Below are 17,700 nucleotides of genomic sequence, written 5' to 3'. Positions count from 1 at the left end.
CACCTCCAGTTCCTCGCCGGTCATGTTCTCGATGTGACCGACCGCCATGTGCCCAATGTCCAGCGGTTCAGCACGGTCGAGAGGCACGGTGTAACCGGTCTCCGAGCAGTTGCGGCAGGCGTGGCCGCGCGGGTGAACCTGGGTGGCTCCGCTGATCACTGGTTCTCCTCGCGGGGTGTCAGAAGCCGCGGAACTCGGCGGGGGAGAACCGGACACCGACGCCGAAGGGCGGCCCGTCGGGATCCTCGTCGTCCTCGGGGAGCCTCTCGCCCGAGCCGAGCAGGGACCTCGTCAGCGCTTCGCGTTCGCCGAGCATCTCGGTTAGCGCCCGGTTCAGGTGGTCGCCGGTGAGTTCCGGCACCTCGTCACCGCCGCGCAGCCCGTCGAGCACCGTCCGGCGCAGCAGCTCCTTGAAGAAGGACGCCGTGGCGCCCTCGGTGCGTACCACGACCGGGTCGAGGTCCGCGGTCAGCCGCAGGTCGCGGGCGTACAGGCGGAGCAGGGCGGCACGCCCGGCCGCGTCCGGCTTGGGGATCTCCACGGCCAGGTCCACCCTGCCGGGACGGTCGGCGAGGGCCCGTTCCAGCACGTCGGCCCGGTTGGTGGTGAGCACGAACGTCACGTCCGCGTCGGCCCCGACCCCGTCCATGGCGTCGAGCAGCGCGAACAGCAACGGGTTGCCGTCCTCGGAGAAGGAACGGTCGTGGGCGACCAGGTCGACGTCCTCCAGGACGACGATCGCGGGTTGCAGCCGCCGCGCCGGTCCGGCGGCCTGGGTGACGAATCTGATCGCCGTGCCGGTCATCACGATCACCGTGCACTCGCGCATCCGCCCCATCAGATAGCGGACGGTGTGTGTCTTCCCCGTGCCGGGCGGGCCGTGGAGAAGCAGGCCCCGCTTGAGGTGCTGGCCGTGCCCGCGCAGCCGTTCGGCGTGTTCGGCGATCCCGACGATGTGCCGCTCGATGCCCTCCAGTACGCCCTCGGGAAGGATCACCTGGTCGGCCTTCAGCTCGGGCCGGGGCAGGAAGCTCACCAGGTCGTTGCCCCGGTGCTCACTCCAGGCGAACGACAGGACCTGTCCCTTGTAGATGTCGTGCTCGCGCATCAGCCGCTCGATCTCGTCACGGGTGCGCGTCGCGTCGCGGCGGTCCTGCGCCAGGACGACGACCTGGCAGTAGGGGCTGTGCTCCTGCGACCCGCGCAGCCCGACGACCACGGGGGCGCCGTCGGGTGAGCGGCTCAGTACCAGGCCGAGGGAGACCACCTCCATGGATCCCCTGGCTAGGGAATGAAGGTGACCTCGGGGAATCTCGGCGACGGGCCGTCCAGCAGGTGGCCCCTGCCGCGCAGGTGCCGCTCGAAGAAGGCCGGCGGGTAGGCCCGCTGGATGGCCTCGCCGCGCTCGGGGGCGAGCGTGCCGATCTGCTCGGCGAGCTGGGCGGGCGTCCACTTCAGTAGTGACGCCACCTGCGGGGCGATCATCTCCAGGTCGCCGTAGGAGACGTGCTCGACCCCTTCGCTCCTGATGTTGAGCTTCCAGCCCTTCAGATTCGACCAGAACGTGGCCAGGTCGGGGATCCGGTCGCGGACGGCCTTGGTGGCGGTCATCAGCATGTACGGCCGGCCCAGCCCCGCGGTGACGACCGGGCCCGCCACCGGGCCGTCCATGGCGAGCCCCGCCTTGATCCGCCTGTCCTCGAACATGGCGGATGCGACCGTTGGCCCGCCGGCCGAGTAGCCGAACATGCCGACCCGGTCCAGGTCGAGCAGCCCGCGCAGTCCCTTGGGGAGCTTGCGATGCTCGGCGTCGGGGTTGCCGCCGCGGCTCACCATCGCGAGCTGGTCCAGGACGAAGCGGGTGTCGGCGATGCGCTGCTCGTAGATCACCCCACCGGATTTCTCCCCGTCGGGAGCGGGGGGCACCACTCGGCCGTCGGGGAACTCCACCAGGCCGTCATAGGTGTGGTCGATCGTGGCCACCACGTATCCCCGGCTGGCCAGTTCCTCGACCACCACGGTGTTGGCCGAGCGGAAGGAGTCGTTGCCCGGGGAGTACAGCACGACGGGCAACCGGCCCTCGCGCCGGTCAGCGGGGGCGCCCTCGTGGCCGTGGGTCTGCGGCAGCAGGACGGCTCCCGGAGGCAGGCCCTCCTGACGCAGGTACTGGGCCGCCGCCTTGGACGGCAGCCAGGGCGCGACCGGGTACGAGGCGACCTTCCTGGCCGGATAGGTCAAGCTGATCATCAGCTCGCGGTCGTGGCCGGCGCCCGCGAACGGGTCCTTCCTCGAGCGGTCGACCAGATGCAGGGACACCGTGCCGAGCGGGGAGGGGCCCGTCGGCGCCGGAAGGGTCAGCTGGGGCGGGGCGGCTGCCTGGGGCCGGGCCTGCGCCTGGGCCTGTGTCTTGAGCTGCGTCTTGGCCTGGGCGGCGGTCGGCACGGCCAACGATGCGACGGCCAGCAGGGCGGCGGCGGACACCACTCGCGGGGAGATCACACGCACTCCTTCGGATCAGTGGAAGTGGGGTGCTCGCACGCTATTGATTCGCCCCGGCCGGAGTCGTCTACCCCGGGGCTCATTTCGCGCCGGCGGCCTACGCCTTTCGGCCGACGCGGGGCTCAGTGGACGAAGACCAACCCGCTGCGGTAGGCGATGATCACCAGGTGCACCCGGTCGCGGGCGCCCAGCTTGGCCAGCAGGTGTCTGACGTGGGTCTTGGCCGTACCTGGCCCGATGTGCAGCCGCTCAGCGATCTCACCGTTGGACAGGCCCTCGGCGACCAGTGCGAGCACCTCTCGCTCGCGCGTGGTGATGCCCTCCAGCGGCTCAGGGTGAGCGCGACCCGCGAACTCCTTGATCAGCCGCCGTGTGATGCTTGGAGAGAGCAGCGCGTCGCCCGCCGAGACGACCCGGATCGCTGTCAGCAGGTCCCCGGCGGGAGTGTCCTTGAGCAGGAACCCGCTGGCCCCGCCGCGCAGCGCCGCGTACACGTAGTCATCCAGGTTGAAGGTGGTGAGGATGAGCACCTTCGTGTCGCTGGACGAGGTGATCAGGCGGGTGGCCTCCAGACCGTCCATCCCGGGCATCCGGATGTCCATGAGCACCACGTCCGGCGCCTGCGCGCGGACCACCTTGACGGCCTCCAGCCCGGTGCCGGCCTCGCCGACGACGGTCAGGTCTGGGGCGGTGTTCACGATGCCGCACAACCCCGCACGTACGAGGGTCTGGTCGTCGGCGACCACCACGCGGACGGTCATGCCGCGCGCCCGGGTTCGGCGAGCGCGGAGGTCGGGGCGAGGTTCATGCAGGGTGCTCCGTGGAGGGGATGGGGAAGGTGGCGATGACGCGGAAACCCCCTTCGGGCAGGTCCGCCGCGTGGAACGTGCCGCCGTACAGGTGCGCGCGCTCACGCATGCCGACCAGACCGTGTCCTGGGGACGGCCCGTCGTCCTTCCGGCAGCCGAGGCCGTCGTCGGCGACTTCGACGGACAGCTCGTCCGGGCCGTAGCGCAGCGTCACCCTGGCGGAGCCGGCGGCGGCGTGCTTCACCACGTTGGTCAGCGCCTCCTGCACGATCCGGTACGCCGAAAGGTCGATCCCGGGAGGCAGCGCGCGAGGCAGCCCGGTGGTGGTGAGCTCCACCCGCACCCCTGCCCCGGCGACCTGCTCCAGGAGCCGGTCGAGGCCGGCCAGCCCGGGCGCGGGCGCGAGATCGGGCTTCTCGCTCCGATCCTCCTCGCGGAGCACGCCAAGCAGTCGCCGCATCTCGGCCAGGCTCTGGCGCCCCGTGGTCTCGATTGCCGTGAGCGCGGCCCGCGCTTCCTGCGGCCTGTCGTCGATCACCAGGGCGCCGAATCCCGCTTGTACGGTGACCACGCTCATGCCGTGCGCGATGACGTCGTGCAGCTCGCGGGCGATGCGCATCCGCTCGTCGGTCACACTCTGCTTGGCCAGCCTGGCCTGGTTGCGCAGCAACTCCCCGAGGTGGCGGCGATGCATGCCCACGGCGTAGCCGACGGTCCAGACCGTGGTGAAGAGCAGCACGGAGATCACCGGGGCCCCGCCGATGCGCGGGAAACCGGGAACTCCGGTCGCCGCGGCGGCGGCCAGCGCCATCCCGAGCGCGAGGAAGGCGGCGCGCGGGCGGCAGAGGACCGCCACCGCATACAGGACGTAGGCCACGGACAGCATCCCCAAGATGATCGTACTGCGCTCGACCAGCTCCGCCGCGACCAGCCCGGCCAGGGCGATCCCGAACGCGACGACCGGCCGCTGACGGCGCAGCGCGATCGGCAGCGCCGACGCGATCACACCCAGGGGGACGACCGCGAACCTTTCGGGTCCACGGACCTCGTCGGCCAGCAGCAGGAAGGCGACGAACGCGTAGCCGATCGCAGCGAGCCGATCCAGCGCCAGCCAGTGCCCCGGCCGGATTCGCCTGATCATCGGCGGATGGGGTTCGACATACGGCGTGGCGTGCACGACCCAAGGGTCGCATGCTCAACTCCGTCCGTCATATCCGTCGTCTGGCCACTCAGGGAAGTCGGCCGAGCGAAAGAGCTAACTGAGGATGACGGCCGGCCCCTCGCCGGATCGGTCGTAGGCGATGGTGGTGCCGTCGGCGGACGTGACCTTCTGCATCGGAATCACTCTTCCAAAAGTAGCCCTCGTTGATCGCGTGCTCAGGCTTTCACCAAGAACAATGGGGCTGTCGGACGCGATGCCGACTCGGGGCACCCCGGATGGTGCAAACCGGCCGAAGGGCCGAGCTCCGGGAGTTGCTCGGCGAGCCGATACCGAGGGCGATCGGCAAGGAGCGGTTCGCGCTGCACGAGGGCGACAAGGAGTGGCTGGCGGCGTCCCCGTTCTGCCTCATCGCCACCAGCGACGCCGGCGGCGCCTGCGACGTCTCGCCCAAGGGCGACCCGGCGGGCTTCACGCTCGTCCTGGACGACACCACGATCGCCATCCCCGACCGTCCCGGCGACCGCCGGGTCGACGGCTTCCTCAACGTGCTGGACAACCCGCACGTCGGCCTCATCTATCTCGTCCCCGGGCGCAACGAGACGCTGCGCATCAACGGCAGGGCCCTCCGAACCGCCTCCTGGCCATCGATGGGCCGTCGTACGGTTGGGGCGCGCGTGCCGTGTCCCCCTCGAACTCCCTCGGAGGTCGCCGTGGTCCGCTCCGCCCCCTCCTCCTCGTCCGGGGCCGGCACCTGTTCTCCGGCGGCCAGGTCTCGTTCGACGGCGCACTGTTCTCCGACGGTTGTCAGGTCTGGTTCTCCAACGCGACGTTCTCCGGTAGTGAGGTCTGGTTCTCCAACACAGTGTTCTCAGGCAGCAAGGTCTGGTTCACAGGGGTTGCCCGGTTCGATCCTGGACAGGGAGGTGTAGTCGGGACCGGGTGAGGTCGATGGTGTGGTGAGAGGAGACGAGCCGGGTGGATGTGGCCGGGTCCTCACCCGTGCCGAGGTTGCGTTCCCAGCGGGGGTGTGACCCGCCTGCCACCAGCAGCCGGATGCGATGGCCAGCGCGGAAGCGGTGCGCGATGGGATCCAGTTCGATCCGGACGACGCCGTCCGCCTGCCGTGGGCCGAGCCGGACGAACCCGTCGCTGACGTTATGTGATCGCCCCTTGGCGTCCACCTCGCTGAGGCGGACGAACACATCGGCATGCGGCGTGTCCGAGCTGTGCGCCAATTCCACCCAGGGGGTCCCTATGACCTCTAGCTCCTCCGCCAGGGATGCGCCGGTAAAGGCGAGCACGTCGCCCCGATCGGCCAGTGCGCTGTCGTCCCGGTAACCCCCGCCAGGGGCGAGCAGGCGACCGCCCACGGTCGGGGTGGGGCTGGCCGGGTCGTAGGTGAAGCGGGCCGGTGGCGTGCCGTCCGGTGGGCGCCGCGCGCCGAGCACGCCTCCTGATGCCGGATACAGGGATAGGTCCATGGGGTATTCGGGCCAGTCGGGCAGGTCGCGCCAGGTGCCGGCGCCGGTGACGAACATCCGAACTCGAGCCGGGCGCACGTCGCGCCGGACGCCGGCCACGTGCTCATCGAGCCAGTCCATGGTCTCCTGGGCGAGCATGGACATGCCCTGTGTGCCGGTCTGCCGGTGTGTCCAGGGCCCGATGGTCAGGGCCACGTCCTGCCCGCGCTCGCGCAGGCGCGCGTACTGCTGCCGGGTCTGCGGCAGGAAGATGTCCTGCCAGCCGGACTGCAGCAGTACGGGCACCCGCACGCGGTCCAGGGCCCTGCCCAGCTGCATCGGCGCCCAGAAGGGGTCGGACAGGTCGCGTACGCTCGCCCAGTTCCCGAACCACGGCGCCTCACCGTCGCAGAGCACGTCCGCCGCCTGTGACAGTGGCAGCCACGACATCGCGGGGGCCTGCCGTCGCCCGGCGGTGGCCATGCGCACGATGGCACGCATGCCACCGATGCGTTCCTGCCGCACCAATTGTTCGCTCCAGCCGAGCCAGTCGCTGAGGTTGAAGGCTCCGCCGAAGTAGGCGGCATCACCGAAGTCGTGCGGTGCGGTCTGGATCACCGCGGCGGCCAGTTCGGGGGGCGGATCCATCAGCAGTGCCCACTGCGTCCACCCCAGGTAGGAGTTGCCGACCGTCGCCAGCTTGCCGCCGAACCAGGGCCGGGTCCGCAGCCACGCCAGCGTGTCCGCCCCGTCGTCGATCTCGTGCACCCACGGATTCCACACTCCCGCAGAGCCGAACGTGCCTCGGCAGCGAACCAGCAGCAGGTGGTAGCCCCGGGTGGGAAACTGCGCCCTGTAAAGAGCCGAGTTCAGCCCTTCCCAGCCGTAGGGCGAGCGGATCATCACCGTGCCCACCGACCCCCCGACCGGCGCGTAGTGGTCGGCCAGAAGTTCGACCCCGTCACGCATCGGGATCCGTACGCGCCGGTTGATCGTGTACTCGCTTGTTGCCGCACGCAGCCCGAGGCGACGGGAGAGCATCCGGTCGACGACTCGTTCGCGCCGGCCCGGCCGCACGTCTGACTCTTGCTCGTTGCGCACCCTCATGGAGTGTCATCACCGCCAATGTTCGTTCACATCAGCAGAAAGCTACTGTTGCTTTCTCTTGGCGTCAAAGAGCACTTCCTGCAAATTCGCTGGATGTGACAGACTAGACAGAATCAGTTGCAACGATCTGAGGGTTATTGCAACGCCGCAACCTTGTCGTGTGTTGCAATGACTGTAGTGAAAGACCGCACTGGCCCGGGAATGAGATCCGGCAGCGACAGGAGGACGGATGCCAGGTGACCGGCTGACCTTGGAGGACCGGCAGCGCATCGCGGGATGGCTCGGTGAAGGACTTGGCTATGCCGTGATCGCGCGGCGGCTGGCCCGTCCGACGTCGACCATCAGCCGCGAGGTGGCGCGCAACGGCGGGCCCGAGGCGTACCAGGCCGAAAGGGCCCATGAGGCTGCCGCGCGCCGCGCACGCCGCCGCGCACCCACTGCCGCCGCACCCACGCCGGCTGCCGACGGCTACGGGCGCGACGTCCACGCCGTGTGTGACTTCGAGGAACAGTTCACCGCCATGATGGTCCGCACCGGGCTCCCTCCGATGGCGGCCAGAGTTCTCGCCTGCCTGTTCACCGCGGACAGTGGTGACTCCACCGCCGCCGAACTGGTCCAGCGGCTGGCGGTCAGCCCGGCGTCGGTCTCCAAGGCGATCGCCTACCTCGAGAAGCTGGAACTGGTCACCCGCAAACGTGACCCCGAGCGCCGACGCGAGCGCTACCTCATCGATGACGACGTCTGGTATCGCGCCTGGTCGGCCAGCACCCGGTCCATCACGATGTGGGCCAGGACCGCCGAGCGCGGCGCCGGCGTCCTCGGCGCCGCGACCCCCGCCGGCGCGCGTCTGCAACGCACCGGCCGCTTCTTCCAGCTCCTCGCCGAGGACATGGCCCGGGCGGCCGAACACAGGCGACAGACCTTGGGTACGCCATCGGCGGCCGAACAGCAGTGAACCACTACCCACGCCCGCCGACGTGGCTCTGGTCAAGTACCAACAGCGCTGTCGCATCTCGGTCGAGCGTGAAGTGCATCACAAGGTGTCACACTTCCGGGGCGCCGTCCCTCTCAGGTGGTGATCGCGACGACCGATGAAGGAGGCAGCGATGCCCGACACGCCGACGGCCGCCCACCCGGCGGAGGAGGCGACCACGATCTTCCTCGCCCATCGCAAGCTGCTGTTCTCCGTTGTGTACGCGATGCTGGCGGCGTCGCCGACACCGAGGACGTCCTCCAGGAGACCTGGCTCGCCTGGGCCGCTAGCCATCGACACCGCCTCGGCGCGCAGCGCCGGCTCCGCCGCGTCCTCCCTCGCGCTCCCGGCGGGGGCGCCCTCGATCATCGGCTCGGGCAGCCACGGCCCAGGGTAGGCCTCGCGGCGGCAACGCGACCAGGTGACCGGCATCTACACCGTCACCGACCCCGACAAGCTCACCCACGTCACCCGCACCTAGAAAAGACGCGTCCCCCTCCATCGGAAGGCTGACCCATGATCCTGATCACCGGCGCCACCGGCGCCCTCGGCCGTCCCCTCGTCCACCTGCTCGCCCGCGAGGGCGCCAAGGTGCGCGCCGTCACCCGCGACCCAGGCGCGGCGCACCTGCCCGGCGGCGTCGAGGTCGTCCGGGGCGACCCATCCCGGCCGGAGACGCTCACCCGGCACCTCGACGGCGTCACCACCGTCTTCCTGCACCCCCGCGCGTGCGGCGACGACCCCGGCGAGCTGCTCGCCCTGGCCCGGGAGCGCGGCGCCGCCAAGGTGGTGGCGCTGTCCGCCACCAACGTGGACGACCCCCTGGGCCACCAGCCCTCCCGGGCCCGCGGCGACCGCAACAAGGAGACCGACGCCGCCGCGGCGGAGAGCGGCATGGAGTGGACCAGCCTGCGGGCCTCCTCGTTCGCCGGCAACGCGCTCGTCTCGTGGGGCGCGCAGATCCGCGCCGGCGACGTCGTCCGGTACGTGCACGCGGGCTTTTCGGAGCCGCTCGTCGACGAGCGCGACCTGGTGGAGGTCGCGGCCCGCGCCCTGCTCACCGCCGACCTGGCCGGACGGCGGCTGGAGTTGACCGGCCCCGAGAGCGTCTCCCACGAGCGGGCCGTGACGATCATCGGCGAGGCGATCGGAAGGCCGCTGCGCTTCGAGGAGATCGCGCCGGAGGCCGCCGAGGAGGCCATGGTGCGGCGCGGCCTGCCGCGGCCATTCGTATCCGCGCTTATGGCTAGGTACGCCCGGCACGCGGCGCTGCCGCCCGCCGAGCCGACCCGGACGGTGGAGGAGGCGCTGGGACGGCCGGCGCGGACGTTCGCACAGTGGGCGGCCGACCACGCCCCCGCCTTTCGCCCCTGACCGGACCGGGGCCCCTGGTCGGCCGCGCCGCGCCGCGGGGCGTCGAGGACGTGCTCGGCCAGCTCACGCGCGGATGCCGCCGGGTCGGTGCCGGCCGGGTGGCTCCCGCCGCCAGGGCGCCGTCCATGAGCATGCAGTTGGGTGGCGGCGTGCTGCGGCCGCCGATGGCCGAGCCGCGCACCTCATCCTCCAGGAGCCGCCCCGCCCGCCGGGATTCACGAACCCATGTCAGCCGCCGTCGGCGTGAATACCGGAGCAAATCATCGCTGGTGATCTCCGGGAACGAGCGCAGCTGCTCCAACTGCTCCTCGGAGAACACCTTCTCGGACAAGGCATCGCCTCTACCTGCCGTACTGGACAAAACAGGAACGAACATAGCGGCAGTAATCATCAACCCGCCATAGGAGGTCGAACTCCTACGCTTCCACAGGTCAGACGCTACTTGATTGAAGATTTCTTCAGCGCTACTGGGATCCCTAGGAAGAGCGGCTGAGAACCCGTTCGACATACATCCGGGATAACGGATAGTGAGAAATTCTTTCCTGGGCTTTCCGGGCCCTCCGCTGGGGTCCGTGTGCGGAGCCCCGACGCAGGGAGTCCGCGTACGTCATGCGATCCTTTGGATTCAGGTCGGCCAGGACGGTTCGTGGCTGAGTGAAGGAGTGGTGGTCATGGCGACGTTCGTGCTGGTGCCCGGGGCTTTTCACGGGGCGCGGTGGTTCGAGCCGCTGGCGCGGCGGCTGCGTGCGGATGGGCACGACGCCCGCGCGGCGGAGCTGACCGGCGTGGGGGAGCGGGTGCACGTGTCGTCGGGCGCGGTCAACCTGGACACCCACATCCAGGACGTGGTGAGCCTTCTGGAGCATGCGGACCTCACTGACGTCGTGCTGGTGGCGCACAGCTACGGGGGCATGGTCATCACCGGCGTGGCCGACCGGCTGGCGGATTCCGGACGGGTTCGCGCGCTGGTCTATCTGGACGCCTTCGTCCCGCGGGACGGCGATTCGGTGTGGACGCTGAGCCCTCAGGTCTGGCGCGACCGCTATCTGGCGGGCGTCGGCGCGGACGGCTTCTCGATGGCCCCGCCGCCGTTCCTCGCCGAGCCGCGCGTTACGTCGCAGCCCCTCGCCACCATGCTCCAGAGCATCACGCTCACCGGCGCCTCGGACAAGATCGAGCACCGCCACTACGTCTACATGAGCGCCTACGAGGGCACCCCGTTCACCCGGTTCCGCGACCGGCTGAGCGCCGACCCGTCCTGGACGGTCCGTTCCCTGCCGTTCGGGCACAACGTCATGTCAGAGTGCCCCGATGAGATCCACACCCTTCTCCTGGACGCCGCGATTCGCGCGACCAGGTGAGCGTTCGATGATCTAGGGGAGCGCGGCGCCCGCGGGACTTGGAACTGTGGACACGGGGCCCGCGGCGAGGCCGGGTCTCGGCCCTCTTGCCGAGGGCTCCGCCATATGGAGGACGACCAAGGCGGCGTTCGCCAAGCCGGAGCGACGTGCGCCGGGCGAAAGGCGTGGGCCCGAAGGACTCGCCAATGCGCTGCCGAGCCTTCCGCTCAATGATTGAGGAGGTCCGCTCCCTCGTGGAGGACCCCGCCTTCGCGGAGAGTTCCGCCTTCCGGGTTGGCACCGCCGCCGGGTTGCGCCCGCTGCCCACGTGGAAGCGTACGGCCGACTTCGTGTTCGTCCAGCTCAGCTTCCCTTTGAAGGCGCTGCCACGCTGGCGCGAAGCCAACCCCGGTGGACGTGCCGGTCTACGCCGGAGTGATGGTCATCTCCAACGACAACCACGCCCGCCGGTCGCATCCCGGTCACTCTACCCATCGCATCCCTGCACCGGACGAGGTCCGCACCTCACCTGACGACGGGCGGCGTCTCCGTCAGCCCGATGCGGCGGTGCAACCGGCGCAGCGGCGCGGGCGCCCACCAGTTCGCCGGCCCCGCGAGGCGCATGAACGCCGGGACGAGCACGCCGCGGATGAGCGTGGCGTCGACCACCACGGCGAGCGCCATGCCGACCCCGAGCTCCTGCAGGAAGACCACGCGTCCGGTGGCGTAGGTGGCGAAGGACACCGCGAGGATGAGCGCCGCGGCCGTGACGAGTGGGGCGCTGCGCCCGATGCCCGCCGCGACGGACCCCACCGGGTCGCCCGTGCGGTCGTACTCCTCCTTGATCCGCGACAGCAGGAAGACCTCGTAGTCCATCGAGAGGCCGTAGGCCACGCAGAACATCAGGATCGGGATGCTCGGCTCGATCGACCCGGTGGGCGTGAACCCGAGCGGCCCCGACAGGTGGCCCTGCTGGAAGACGAAGACCAGGGTGCCGAACATCACCGACAGGCTGAGCAGGTTGAGCACGGACGCCTTCAGCGGCGCGACCACGCTTCCCGTCATCACGAAGAGCACGGCGAAGGTCACCACGACGATCAGCGCCCCGATGAGCGGCAGTCTGCCGGTGACCCCGTCACGGTAGTCGGCGAGCTCGGCCGGATACCCGCCGACCAGGACCTCGAAGGGGGCGGGCACGGCCCGCACGGCCCGGACCAGGCCGGCGGAGTCCGCCTCCAGCCGGTCGGAGTAGGGCACGACGGCCAGCCACGTGCCGTACCCTGAGATCGGTTCGGTCTTCCCCGCCGAGACCGGAGCCCCGTCCTTGTAGGCGCCTGCCGCCGAGTCCACCCGCGCCACTCCCTCCAGGCGGGACAGCGCTGCGGCGTACCTTCCGATCGTCGCCGCGTCCGCGCGGGCCCGCGGTGCGACGACCCGGACGGCGTCGGCGTCCTCGGCCCGGAAGTCCTGGCGGATTTCGTCGTACATCTGCCGCACCGGTGCGGACGCGGGCAGCACGCGGTCGTCGGGGACCCCGAACCTCACGCCCAGGAACGGCGAGCCGAGCAGCAGCAGGACACCCAGTGCGGCGCCGCCCAGCGCGAGCGGCCGGCGCATGACGCGGACGGCGACGGTGTACCAGAACCCACGTCCGGTGTGCGGGGTCCCGCCTCGGCGGGTGAGGCGGTGTCCCAGCACGGTGAGGGCCGCCGGCAGCACCACCGTGGCGCCGACGACAGCCGCGGCCACGACGGCGATGCCCGCGTAGGCGAAGGAACTGAGGAACGGGAAGGGGAAGGCGAACAGCACCGCCAGCGAGGCGGCCACCGTCGCGCCGCTGAACAGCACGGTACGGCCGGCGCTGCGCACCGTACGGGCGACCGCTCCGCCCACCTCGGCGCCGGGCCGCAGTTCCTCCCGGAAGCGGAAGATCATGAAAAGGCCATAGTCGACGCCGAGGCCGATGCCCATCACCAGGGCGATGTTCGAGGCGAAGGTGGAGACTTCGGTGAAGAGCACGACGCCGCGCAGCAGGGCCAGGGAGCCCAGCACGGCGAAGACGCCGACCCCCACAGTGAGCACAGCGGCGGCCAGCCGGCGGTAGACCCACCACAGCAGCAGCACGACGAGCGGCAGGATGACCAGCTCGGCCCGGACGAAGTCCGCGCGTGCCTGTTCCATGACCGCGCGGAACACCTCGTCGCCGCCGCCGACCCGCACCCGGACGACGGCGTCGTCCCGGGTGAAGCGCGGGGCCAGCTCCGGCAGCACCTCCCGGCGGACGTGGTCGGCGTCACCCGGCACCCAGGCGAGCACCAGTGCCCGCCGGCCGTCCTCGCCGCGCATCGTCGAAGGTCTCCCGGTGCTCCAGTACGACCAGGCGTCGCCGACGCCGGGGTGGCCTCGCAGCTCGCGGGTGAGGGCCTTCCCGGCCTCGGCCACGCGCGGATCGTCGACGGTGCCGTGCTCCGCGGTCACCAGCAGGGCGATGTTCGGACTCCCGGTGTGGAAGCGGGCGGCGAGGGCGTCCCGGGCCCGCGTCGACTCCGAGCCCGGGGCCTCGAAGCGGTTGAGCGAGAGTGCGTTGAGCGTGCCGGCGGCGATGACACCGGCGACGAGCATGACCAGCAGGCTCGTCGCGAGTGTCCACCACGGCCGTCCGGCGGCGAATCCGCGCGGCATGAACTCCCCTTGGTAGGCTCAGATTTACGAGTCGTTGCTCGCGTTCCGCGGCAACAATACGAGCGATTGCTCGTGTTCGCAACGGTTGGCTGGCCGAGGAGTGGTCGTGACGGTGGATGAGGTGCCCGGCGGAGAGGTGAAGCCGCGACGGCGGCAGGCCCGGGGGGAGCGGCGGATGGCGGAGATCCTGGACGCGGCGGCGGAGGTCTTCGCGGAGGCGGGCTACGAGAGCGCGACGACCAACGCGATCGCCTCCCGCGCGGGCATCTCGCCCGGCTCGCTGTACCAGTTCTTCCCGAACAAGGAGTCCGTCGCCCGAGCCCTGGCCGACCGCTTCACCGGGCAGATGCGCGAGGCGCACCAGGAGGCGTTCGACGCGGCCGACTTCCGGACGATCGGTCTGGACGAGCTGCTCGACCGGGTGGCCGATCCGATCGTCGCCTTCAACGTCGCCAACCCGGGGTTCAAGGCGCTGTTCGCGCGCCCCGACATGCCGGCCGGGCTGCGTGCCGCCGTCGAGCCAATCCAGTCGGTGCTGGTGGGACGCGTGCAGGCGATCATCCTGACGCGGGCGCCCGCCCTGGCGCCGGACGACGCCGCCCGCACCGCCCGGGTGGCGATCCAGGTCTTCCAGGCGATGGTGCCGCTGGTGGTCGCCGCCGAGGCCGGCGAGCGGGAGGCCACGGTGCGGGAGCTGAAGAAGGTGCTGCGCGGCTATCTCGGGCCGGTCATCGGCTCTAGTCCTCATCCCAGTAAGGAGTAGGGAGCGACCGGTAGGCCCTCGACGATTTACTTGTGCGATGGCAGGTGGCCGGCGCGATGATGGACGGCGTGATCGGACGGATGCGGCGGATCCCGCGATGGGCAGTGGCGCTGGTCCTCGTGTACGTCGTCATCCTGGTTTCGTGGGCACCGCGTCGCACCTCATCGACTTCGCCCGCGGCGGCCTGCGGCCCTATCACTGGGTTCCCGGCTGGCTTAACCTGTTCTGGACCTCATTGATGATCTTCGATGACGGCGGCGGCTGTGCTTCTGACCCTCGGCAGGAGGGGCGGTGCGGATCTGACCTGCGCCATCATGGTGACCGACCTGGCGGCCAACTGGTACGCGGTGTACGGCATCCAGCACAGCGACTTCTTGGCCCAGCCCGGCTTGCGACAGGTGATCTAGGAAACATGGTCGACCTTGCGGGGTCGGTGAGCTTGTGGTTGCGGATCGGGATGTCGGTGGTCCGCCGCACGGTACGCGGCCCCTCGTCCAGATAATAGGTGCCACCTCATCGGTAGACAGCTGGGCGGCTCCGGGTGGGACCGGAATAACTTGGTGCCGTGCGTCTCTGACCCAAGGAGGCCGCCCGGCCTTTGTGGTGAACGTTGAGGTCTTCTTGGAGCGGGATGGCCGCCGGCTGCTCATCCGGCGCGGCAGCGGGGAAGCTCATGCTGCTGGTCTGCTCGCCGGCGTCGGCGGAAAGGCGGAGACCGACGGTGCTGGAATCGATGTGCTGGAAGAGACCGCCCGGCGGGAGGTGGCCGGGTTCGCCTGGCTCACGGCCGCTGAGGCCGAGACAGACGTCAACTGCCCGCCGTAGATCGCACGAAGTCTGCGGCGTGCGGCGTACTGATCGTTTTTCGAGTCGGTCGGGATGCTATGTCGGTGCATCTCCAGGGTGCGGTTCGCGCTTTCCGATCCTCCTGGAGTGAGTCAGATGAAGCCGGATGGAGGGCGAGTGGTTCGAGCCGCGACAGCCGATGACATGCACGCCGTACGGGGGGTCGCCAAGAGGTTCGGCCTGCTGGCCGGATGGTACGGGACGCCTGACTTCCTCGACGCCGAGCGTTCTTTCGGCACGCTCCTCTTCGCCCCGGACGACGCCGGTGGAGCCCTCGGTTTCGGTGGCGTGCTACGACGAGGCCCCGTCACCCACCTGGGCGATTTGTTCGTGTTGCCCGAGCATCAGTTCGGAGTTGCTGCGCGGAGCTGGGCCGAAAGTGACGTTCGCCTCGTCCGACCCACGCGCCATCGCCCTCTACGTCCGGCACGGCCTGCGTCCCTGGACCCCGCTGCTCTACCTGACCGGGCCGACCGCGGGACTGCCTACGCCACCGGCGCGGCGAACGCGGCCGGAGAACATCGCGGCGTTGGACACCCGCGCATCCGGAGGTGCCCGGCACGCCACCCTTGCTTGGTACGCCGCCCTGCCGGGCGTCTCCTTCTACGCAACGGACCGGGGTTACGCCGCTGTCTGCCAGACCGGCCACGATGTCATGATCGGTCCGGCTGGCGGGGTCGGCCCGCAGGACTGCGTGGACGCCGTGCTCGGTGCCCTCGCCACCGCCCAGGCGCGCATCGCTCGAATCGCGGTCCCGGGCTTGCATCCCCTCGTGCCCGCGCTGCTCGGTGCCGGCTGGCACATCGCGGACATGGACACATTGATGGCCGACGATGCGGGACTGGCACTGATCCATCCCGACCGCTACGTTCCCCACCCGGACCTCGGCTGATTCGCAGGAGCGGCCTCGCTCCGGTGGCTTCGACGACAGCGGCCGACCAGTGCTGGGCCAGGTCGGTGAGCTGGTCGTCACGCGCCCCATGCCGTCCATGCGGTTATCGTTCTCGAATGACCCAGGCGGCGGCCGATACTACGACTCCCATCGTCCACAGCCAGCCGCGTTGTCACCCGGCATGCGCTCCCGCAGGGCGTTGATGAGTGCGCTGAGGGCGCTGCTGTAGGCGTGGTCTGCCGGGGTCGCGTAGCCGATGACGAGGGCGAGTGGAGACTCCTCCGGCCGGTGATAGAAGGACGAGATGCCCTCGACAAGGATGCCGCGTTCTGCCAGGTACCCGAGAAGCGGGACCTCGAGATCCGCATCGGCGGGGAGGCGGAGGACAGCATGCAGGCCCGCGGCGATACCGAAGAGCCGTCCGTGCGGCAGCTGCCGGGTGACGGCCTTGCCGAGGAGATCTCGTCGCCTACGGTAGCGGGTTCGGCAGCGGCGCACGTGCCGGTCGAGTTCGCCGGTCTGGATGAGCCGGGCGAGCACGAGCTGGTCGATGACGTTGACGTAGGACTCGTCCCAGCGCGTTGCCTCCCGTAGCGGGATCATGAGGCTGCTGGGCAGGACCAGCCAGGCCAGACGCAGCCCGGGGGCGATGGTCTTGCTGGTGGTTCCTACGTAGATGACCCTGTCGGGAGCCATGCCTTGGAGGGCGCCGACAGGTTGACGGTCGTAGCGGAACTCGCCGTCGTAGTCGTCTTCTACGATGAACCCGTCGGCTCGCCTGGCCCAGGAAACGAGCTCGACGCGCCGGGCAGAGCTCAGGGTGACTCCGAGCGGGTACTGGTGTGCAGGGGTGACGACGACGGCGGTTTCGTTCGTGAGTGCCTCGACGATCAACCCGTCCCGGTCGACGGCAATGCGACGCGCTCGGTGTCCCATCTGTTCGACGAGCCTTGGATAGTCGGGCTCGGTCGGGTCTTCGAAGGCGAACATGCCCGCGCAGGCGATGTGGTGATGGAGGACCTGGCACACCAGTCGCAGTGCATGGGCATAACCGGCGCATATCACGATGTGGGCGGGCGTGGTGATGACGCCGCGGACCCGGCCGAGGTATTCGGCCAGCGCCTGCCGGAGCTCGATGGTGCCCGTTCGATCTGGGTAGCCGAGTGCGGTGTTGGGGGCGGTCTGCAGGATGTGCCGGGTGGCGGCGAGCCACTCGCGTCGCGGGAAGGCGGCCAGGTCGGGGAAGCCGGACCTGAGATCGATTCCGCGCACGGGCGGCAGGGTGACGGGCGACGGCTGTGTGGTCTCCGTGGGCGGGGCTGCGGGCCGGGGAGCCACGCGAATGCCCGACCGGGACTTGGACTCCAGATATCCCTCGGCGACGAGTTGGTCCAGGGCCTGGGTGACGGTGCCGCGGGAGATCCCGAGATCATGAGCGAGTGTCCGCGACGAGGGCAGTCGTGTTCCCGGCGGGAGTCGGCCGCTTCGCACGGCATCACGCAGGGCGTGTTCGAGTCCCGCCCGCAGGCCACGCCCCGCGCCGGGTCGGAGGTGGAGATCCAACCCCCATCTGGACCACTTATCCTCCATGGATCTGGACTATATCCCTGAGCCAGATGCTCCCTACGTTTGAGGTATGAGACACCTTGCTGCGGCCATCGGGCTCACGGACCACCTCCTAGGGCAGGGTTCCCCGGCAGCTTCGCGTTCGCCATCCGGCGTGTCGCAACGGGATCGATCATGCGATGACCGGCTGTGGGGTATCGCGCGATGGGCCAGAAGGACGGGCCGTC

General features: G+C 70.0%; 16 protein-coding genes and 1 pseudogene. 10 read left to right on the top strand and 7 right to left on the bottom strand.

Annotated elements, in window-relative coordinates:
- Positions 1–178: 178 nt before the first annotated feature.
- From KIK05_RS34870 to KIK05_RS34855, 4 genes are all read right to left on the bottom strand, one after another.
- On the bottom strand, positions 179–1,273 hold the full coding sequence (locus KIK05_RS34870) for an AAA family ATPase (RefSeq protein WP_214415102.1): 1,095 nt from the start codon (positions 1,271–1,273) through the stop codon (positions 179–181).
- Positions 1,274–1,284: 11 nt separating this feature from the next.
- Positions 1,285–2,499, bottom strand: coding sequence for an alpha/beta hydrolase family protein (locus KIK05_RS34865; RefSeq protein WP_214415101.1), 1,215 nt, complete (start codon positions 2,497–2,499; stop codon positions 1,285–1,287).
- Between the two features lie 122 nt (positions 2,500–2,621).
- On the bottom strand, positions 2,622–3,260 hold the full coding sequence (locus KIK05_RS34860) for a response regulator (protein WP_214415100.1): 639 nt from the start codon (positions 3,258–3,260) through the stop codon (positions 2,622–2,624).
- A 43-nt stretch (positions 3,261–3,303) separates the two neighbouring features.
- Positions 3,304–4,449 (bottom strand): sensor histidine kinase, encoded by a 1,146-nt coding sequence (locus tag KIK05_RS34855; protein WP_214415099.1) that lies wholly within the window; start codon positions 4,447–4,449, stop codon positions 3,304–3,306.
- Between the two features lie 296 nt (positions 4,450–4,745).
- On the opposite strand from KIK05_RS34855, the gene KIK05_RS47465 reads away from it, so the two are divergent.
- The gene (locus KIK05_RS47465; RefSeq protein ID WP_250563947.1) at positions 4,746–5,399 is read left to right on the top strand and encodes a pyridoxamine 5'-phosphate oxidase family protein; all 654 of its coding nucleotides are present in this window, start codon (positions 4,746–4,748) and stop codon (positions 5,397–5,399) included.
- On the opposite strand, the gene KIK05_RS34845 is transcribed toward KIK05_RS47465, so the two are convergent.
- Entirely contained in the window at positions 5,358–7,031 is a 1,674-nt protein-coding gene (locus tag KIK05_RS34845) for a CocE/NonD family hydrolase (RefSeq protein ID WP_214415098.1), read from the bottom strand. The two genes, KIK05_RS47465 and KIK05_RS34845, sit on opposite strands and share 42 nt — an antisense overlap.
- Before the next feature lie 235 nt (positions 7,032–7,266).
- Here KIK05_RS34845 and KIK05_RS34840 point away from each other — a divergent pair, with 235 nt between their 5' ends.
- From KIK05_RS34840 to KIK05_RS34825, 4 genes are all read left to right on the top strand, one after another.
- Complete coding sequence (locus tag KIK05_RS34840) at positions 7,267–7,992, top strand: GbsR/MarR family transcriptional regulator (protein WP_214415097.1); 726 nt, start codon at positions 7,267–7,269, stop codon at positions 7,990–7,992.
- Positions 7,993–8,143: 151 nt separating this feature from the next.
- On the top strand, positions 8,144–8,407 hold the full coding sequence (locus KIK05_RS34835) for a hypothetical protein (protein WP_214415096.1): 264 nt from the start codon (positions 8,144–8,146) through the stop codon (positions 8,405–8,407).
- Positions 8,408–8,526: 119 nt separating this feature from the next.
- Positions 8,527–9,384, top strand: coding sequence for an NAD(P)H-binding protein (locus KIK05_RS34830; protein ID WP_214415095.1), 858 nt, complete (start codon positions 8,527–8,529; stop codon positions 9,382–9,384).
- Positions 9,385–10,055: 671 nt separating this feature from the next.
- Positions 10,056–10,745 (top strand): alpha/beta fold hydrolase, encoded by a 690-nt coding sequence (locus KIK05_RS34825; protein WP_214415094.1) that lies wholly within the window; start codon positions 10,056–10,058, stop codon positions 10,743–10,745.
- A gap of 504 nt (positions 10,746–11,249) precedes the next feature.
- Here the strand turns inward: KIK05_RS34825 and KIK05_RS34820 are convergent.
- Positions 11,250–13,406: an MMPL family transporter gene (locus tag KIK05_RS34820; protein ID WP_214415093.1), complete on the bottom strand. Its 2,157-nt coding sequence runs from the start codon at positions 13,404–13,406 to the stop codon at positions 11,250–11,252.
- Between the two features lie 106 nt (positions 13,407–13,512).
- On the opposite strand from KIK05_RS34820, the gene KIK05_RS34815 reads away from it, so the two are divergent.
- The 5 genes and pseudogenes from KIK05_RS34815 (at position 13,513) to KIK05_RS34800 (ending at position 15,907) form a co-directional block, all read left to right on the top strand.
- A complete protein-coding gene (locus KIK05_RS34815; protein WP_214415092.1) occupies positions 13,513–14,169 on the top strand; it encodes a TetR/AcrR family transcriptional regulator in 657 nt (218 codons plus the stop codon).
- A 248-nt stretch (positions 14,170–14,417) separates the two neighbouring features.
- On the top strand, positions 14,418–14,576 hold the full coding sequence (locus KIK05_RS34810) for a hypothetical protein (protein ID WP_214415091.1): 159 nt from the start codon (positions 14,418–14,420) through the stop codon (positions 14,574–14,576).
- 87 nt (positions 14,577–14,663) lie between these two features.
- Positions 14,664–14,783, top strand: a pseudogene (locus KIK05_RS49540) (hypothetical protein); the annotation flags it as partial.
- On the top strand, positions 14,770–14,994 hold the full coding sequence (locus KIK05_RS34805; protein WP_214415090.1) for a hypothetical protein: 225 nt from the start codon (positions 14,770–14,772) through the stop codon (positions 14,992–14,994). The pseudogene KIK05_RS49540 and the gene KIK05_RS34805, both read left to right, overlap by 14 nt.
- Positions 14,995–15,394: 400 nt before the next feature.
- Entirely contained in the window at positions 15,395–15,907 is a 513-nt protein-coding gene (locus KIK05_RS34800) for an HAD family hydrolase (protein WP_214415089.1), read from the top strand.
- A 138-nt stretch (positions 15,908–16,045) separates the two neighbouring features.
- Here KIK05_RS34800 and pdxR read toward each other — a convergent pair whose 3' ends face one another.
- Positions 16,046–17,497, bottom strand: coding sequence for a MocR-like pyridoxine biosynthesis transcription factor PdxR (gene pdxR / locus KIK05_RS34795; RefSeq protein WP_214415088.1), 1,452 nt, complete (start codon positions 17,495–17,497; stop codon positions 16,046–16,048).
- Between the last annotated feature and the right edge of the window lie 203 nt (positions 17,498–17,700).

Source organism: Sphaerisporangium fuscum (assembly GCF_018531465.1).
Taxonomy (GTDB): domain Bacteria; phylum Actinomycetota; class Actinomycetes; order Streptosporangiales; family Streptosporangiaceae; genus Sphaerisporangium; species Sphaerisporangium fuscum.
Note: the sequence above shows the minus strand (reverse complement) of the source record. Positions and strands in the feature narration are given on the sequence as shown.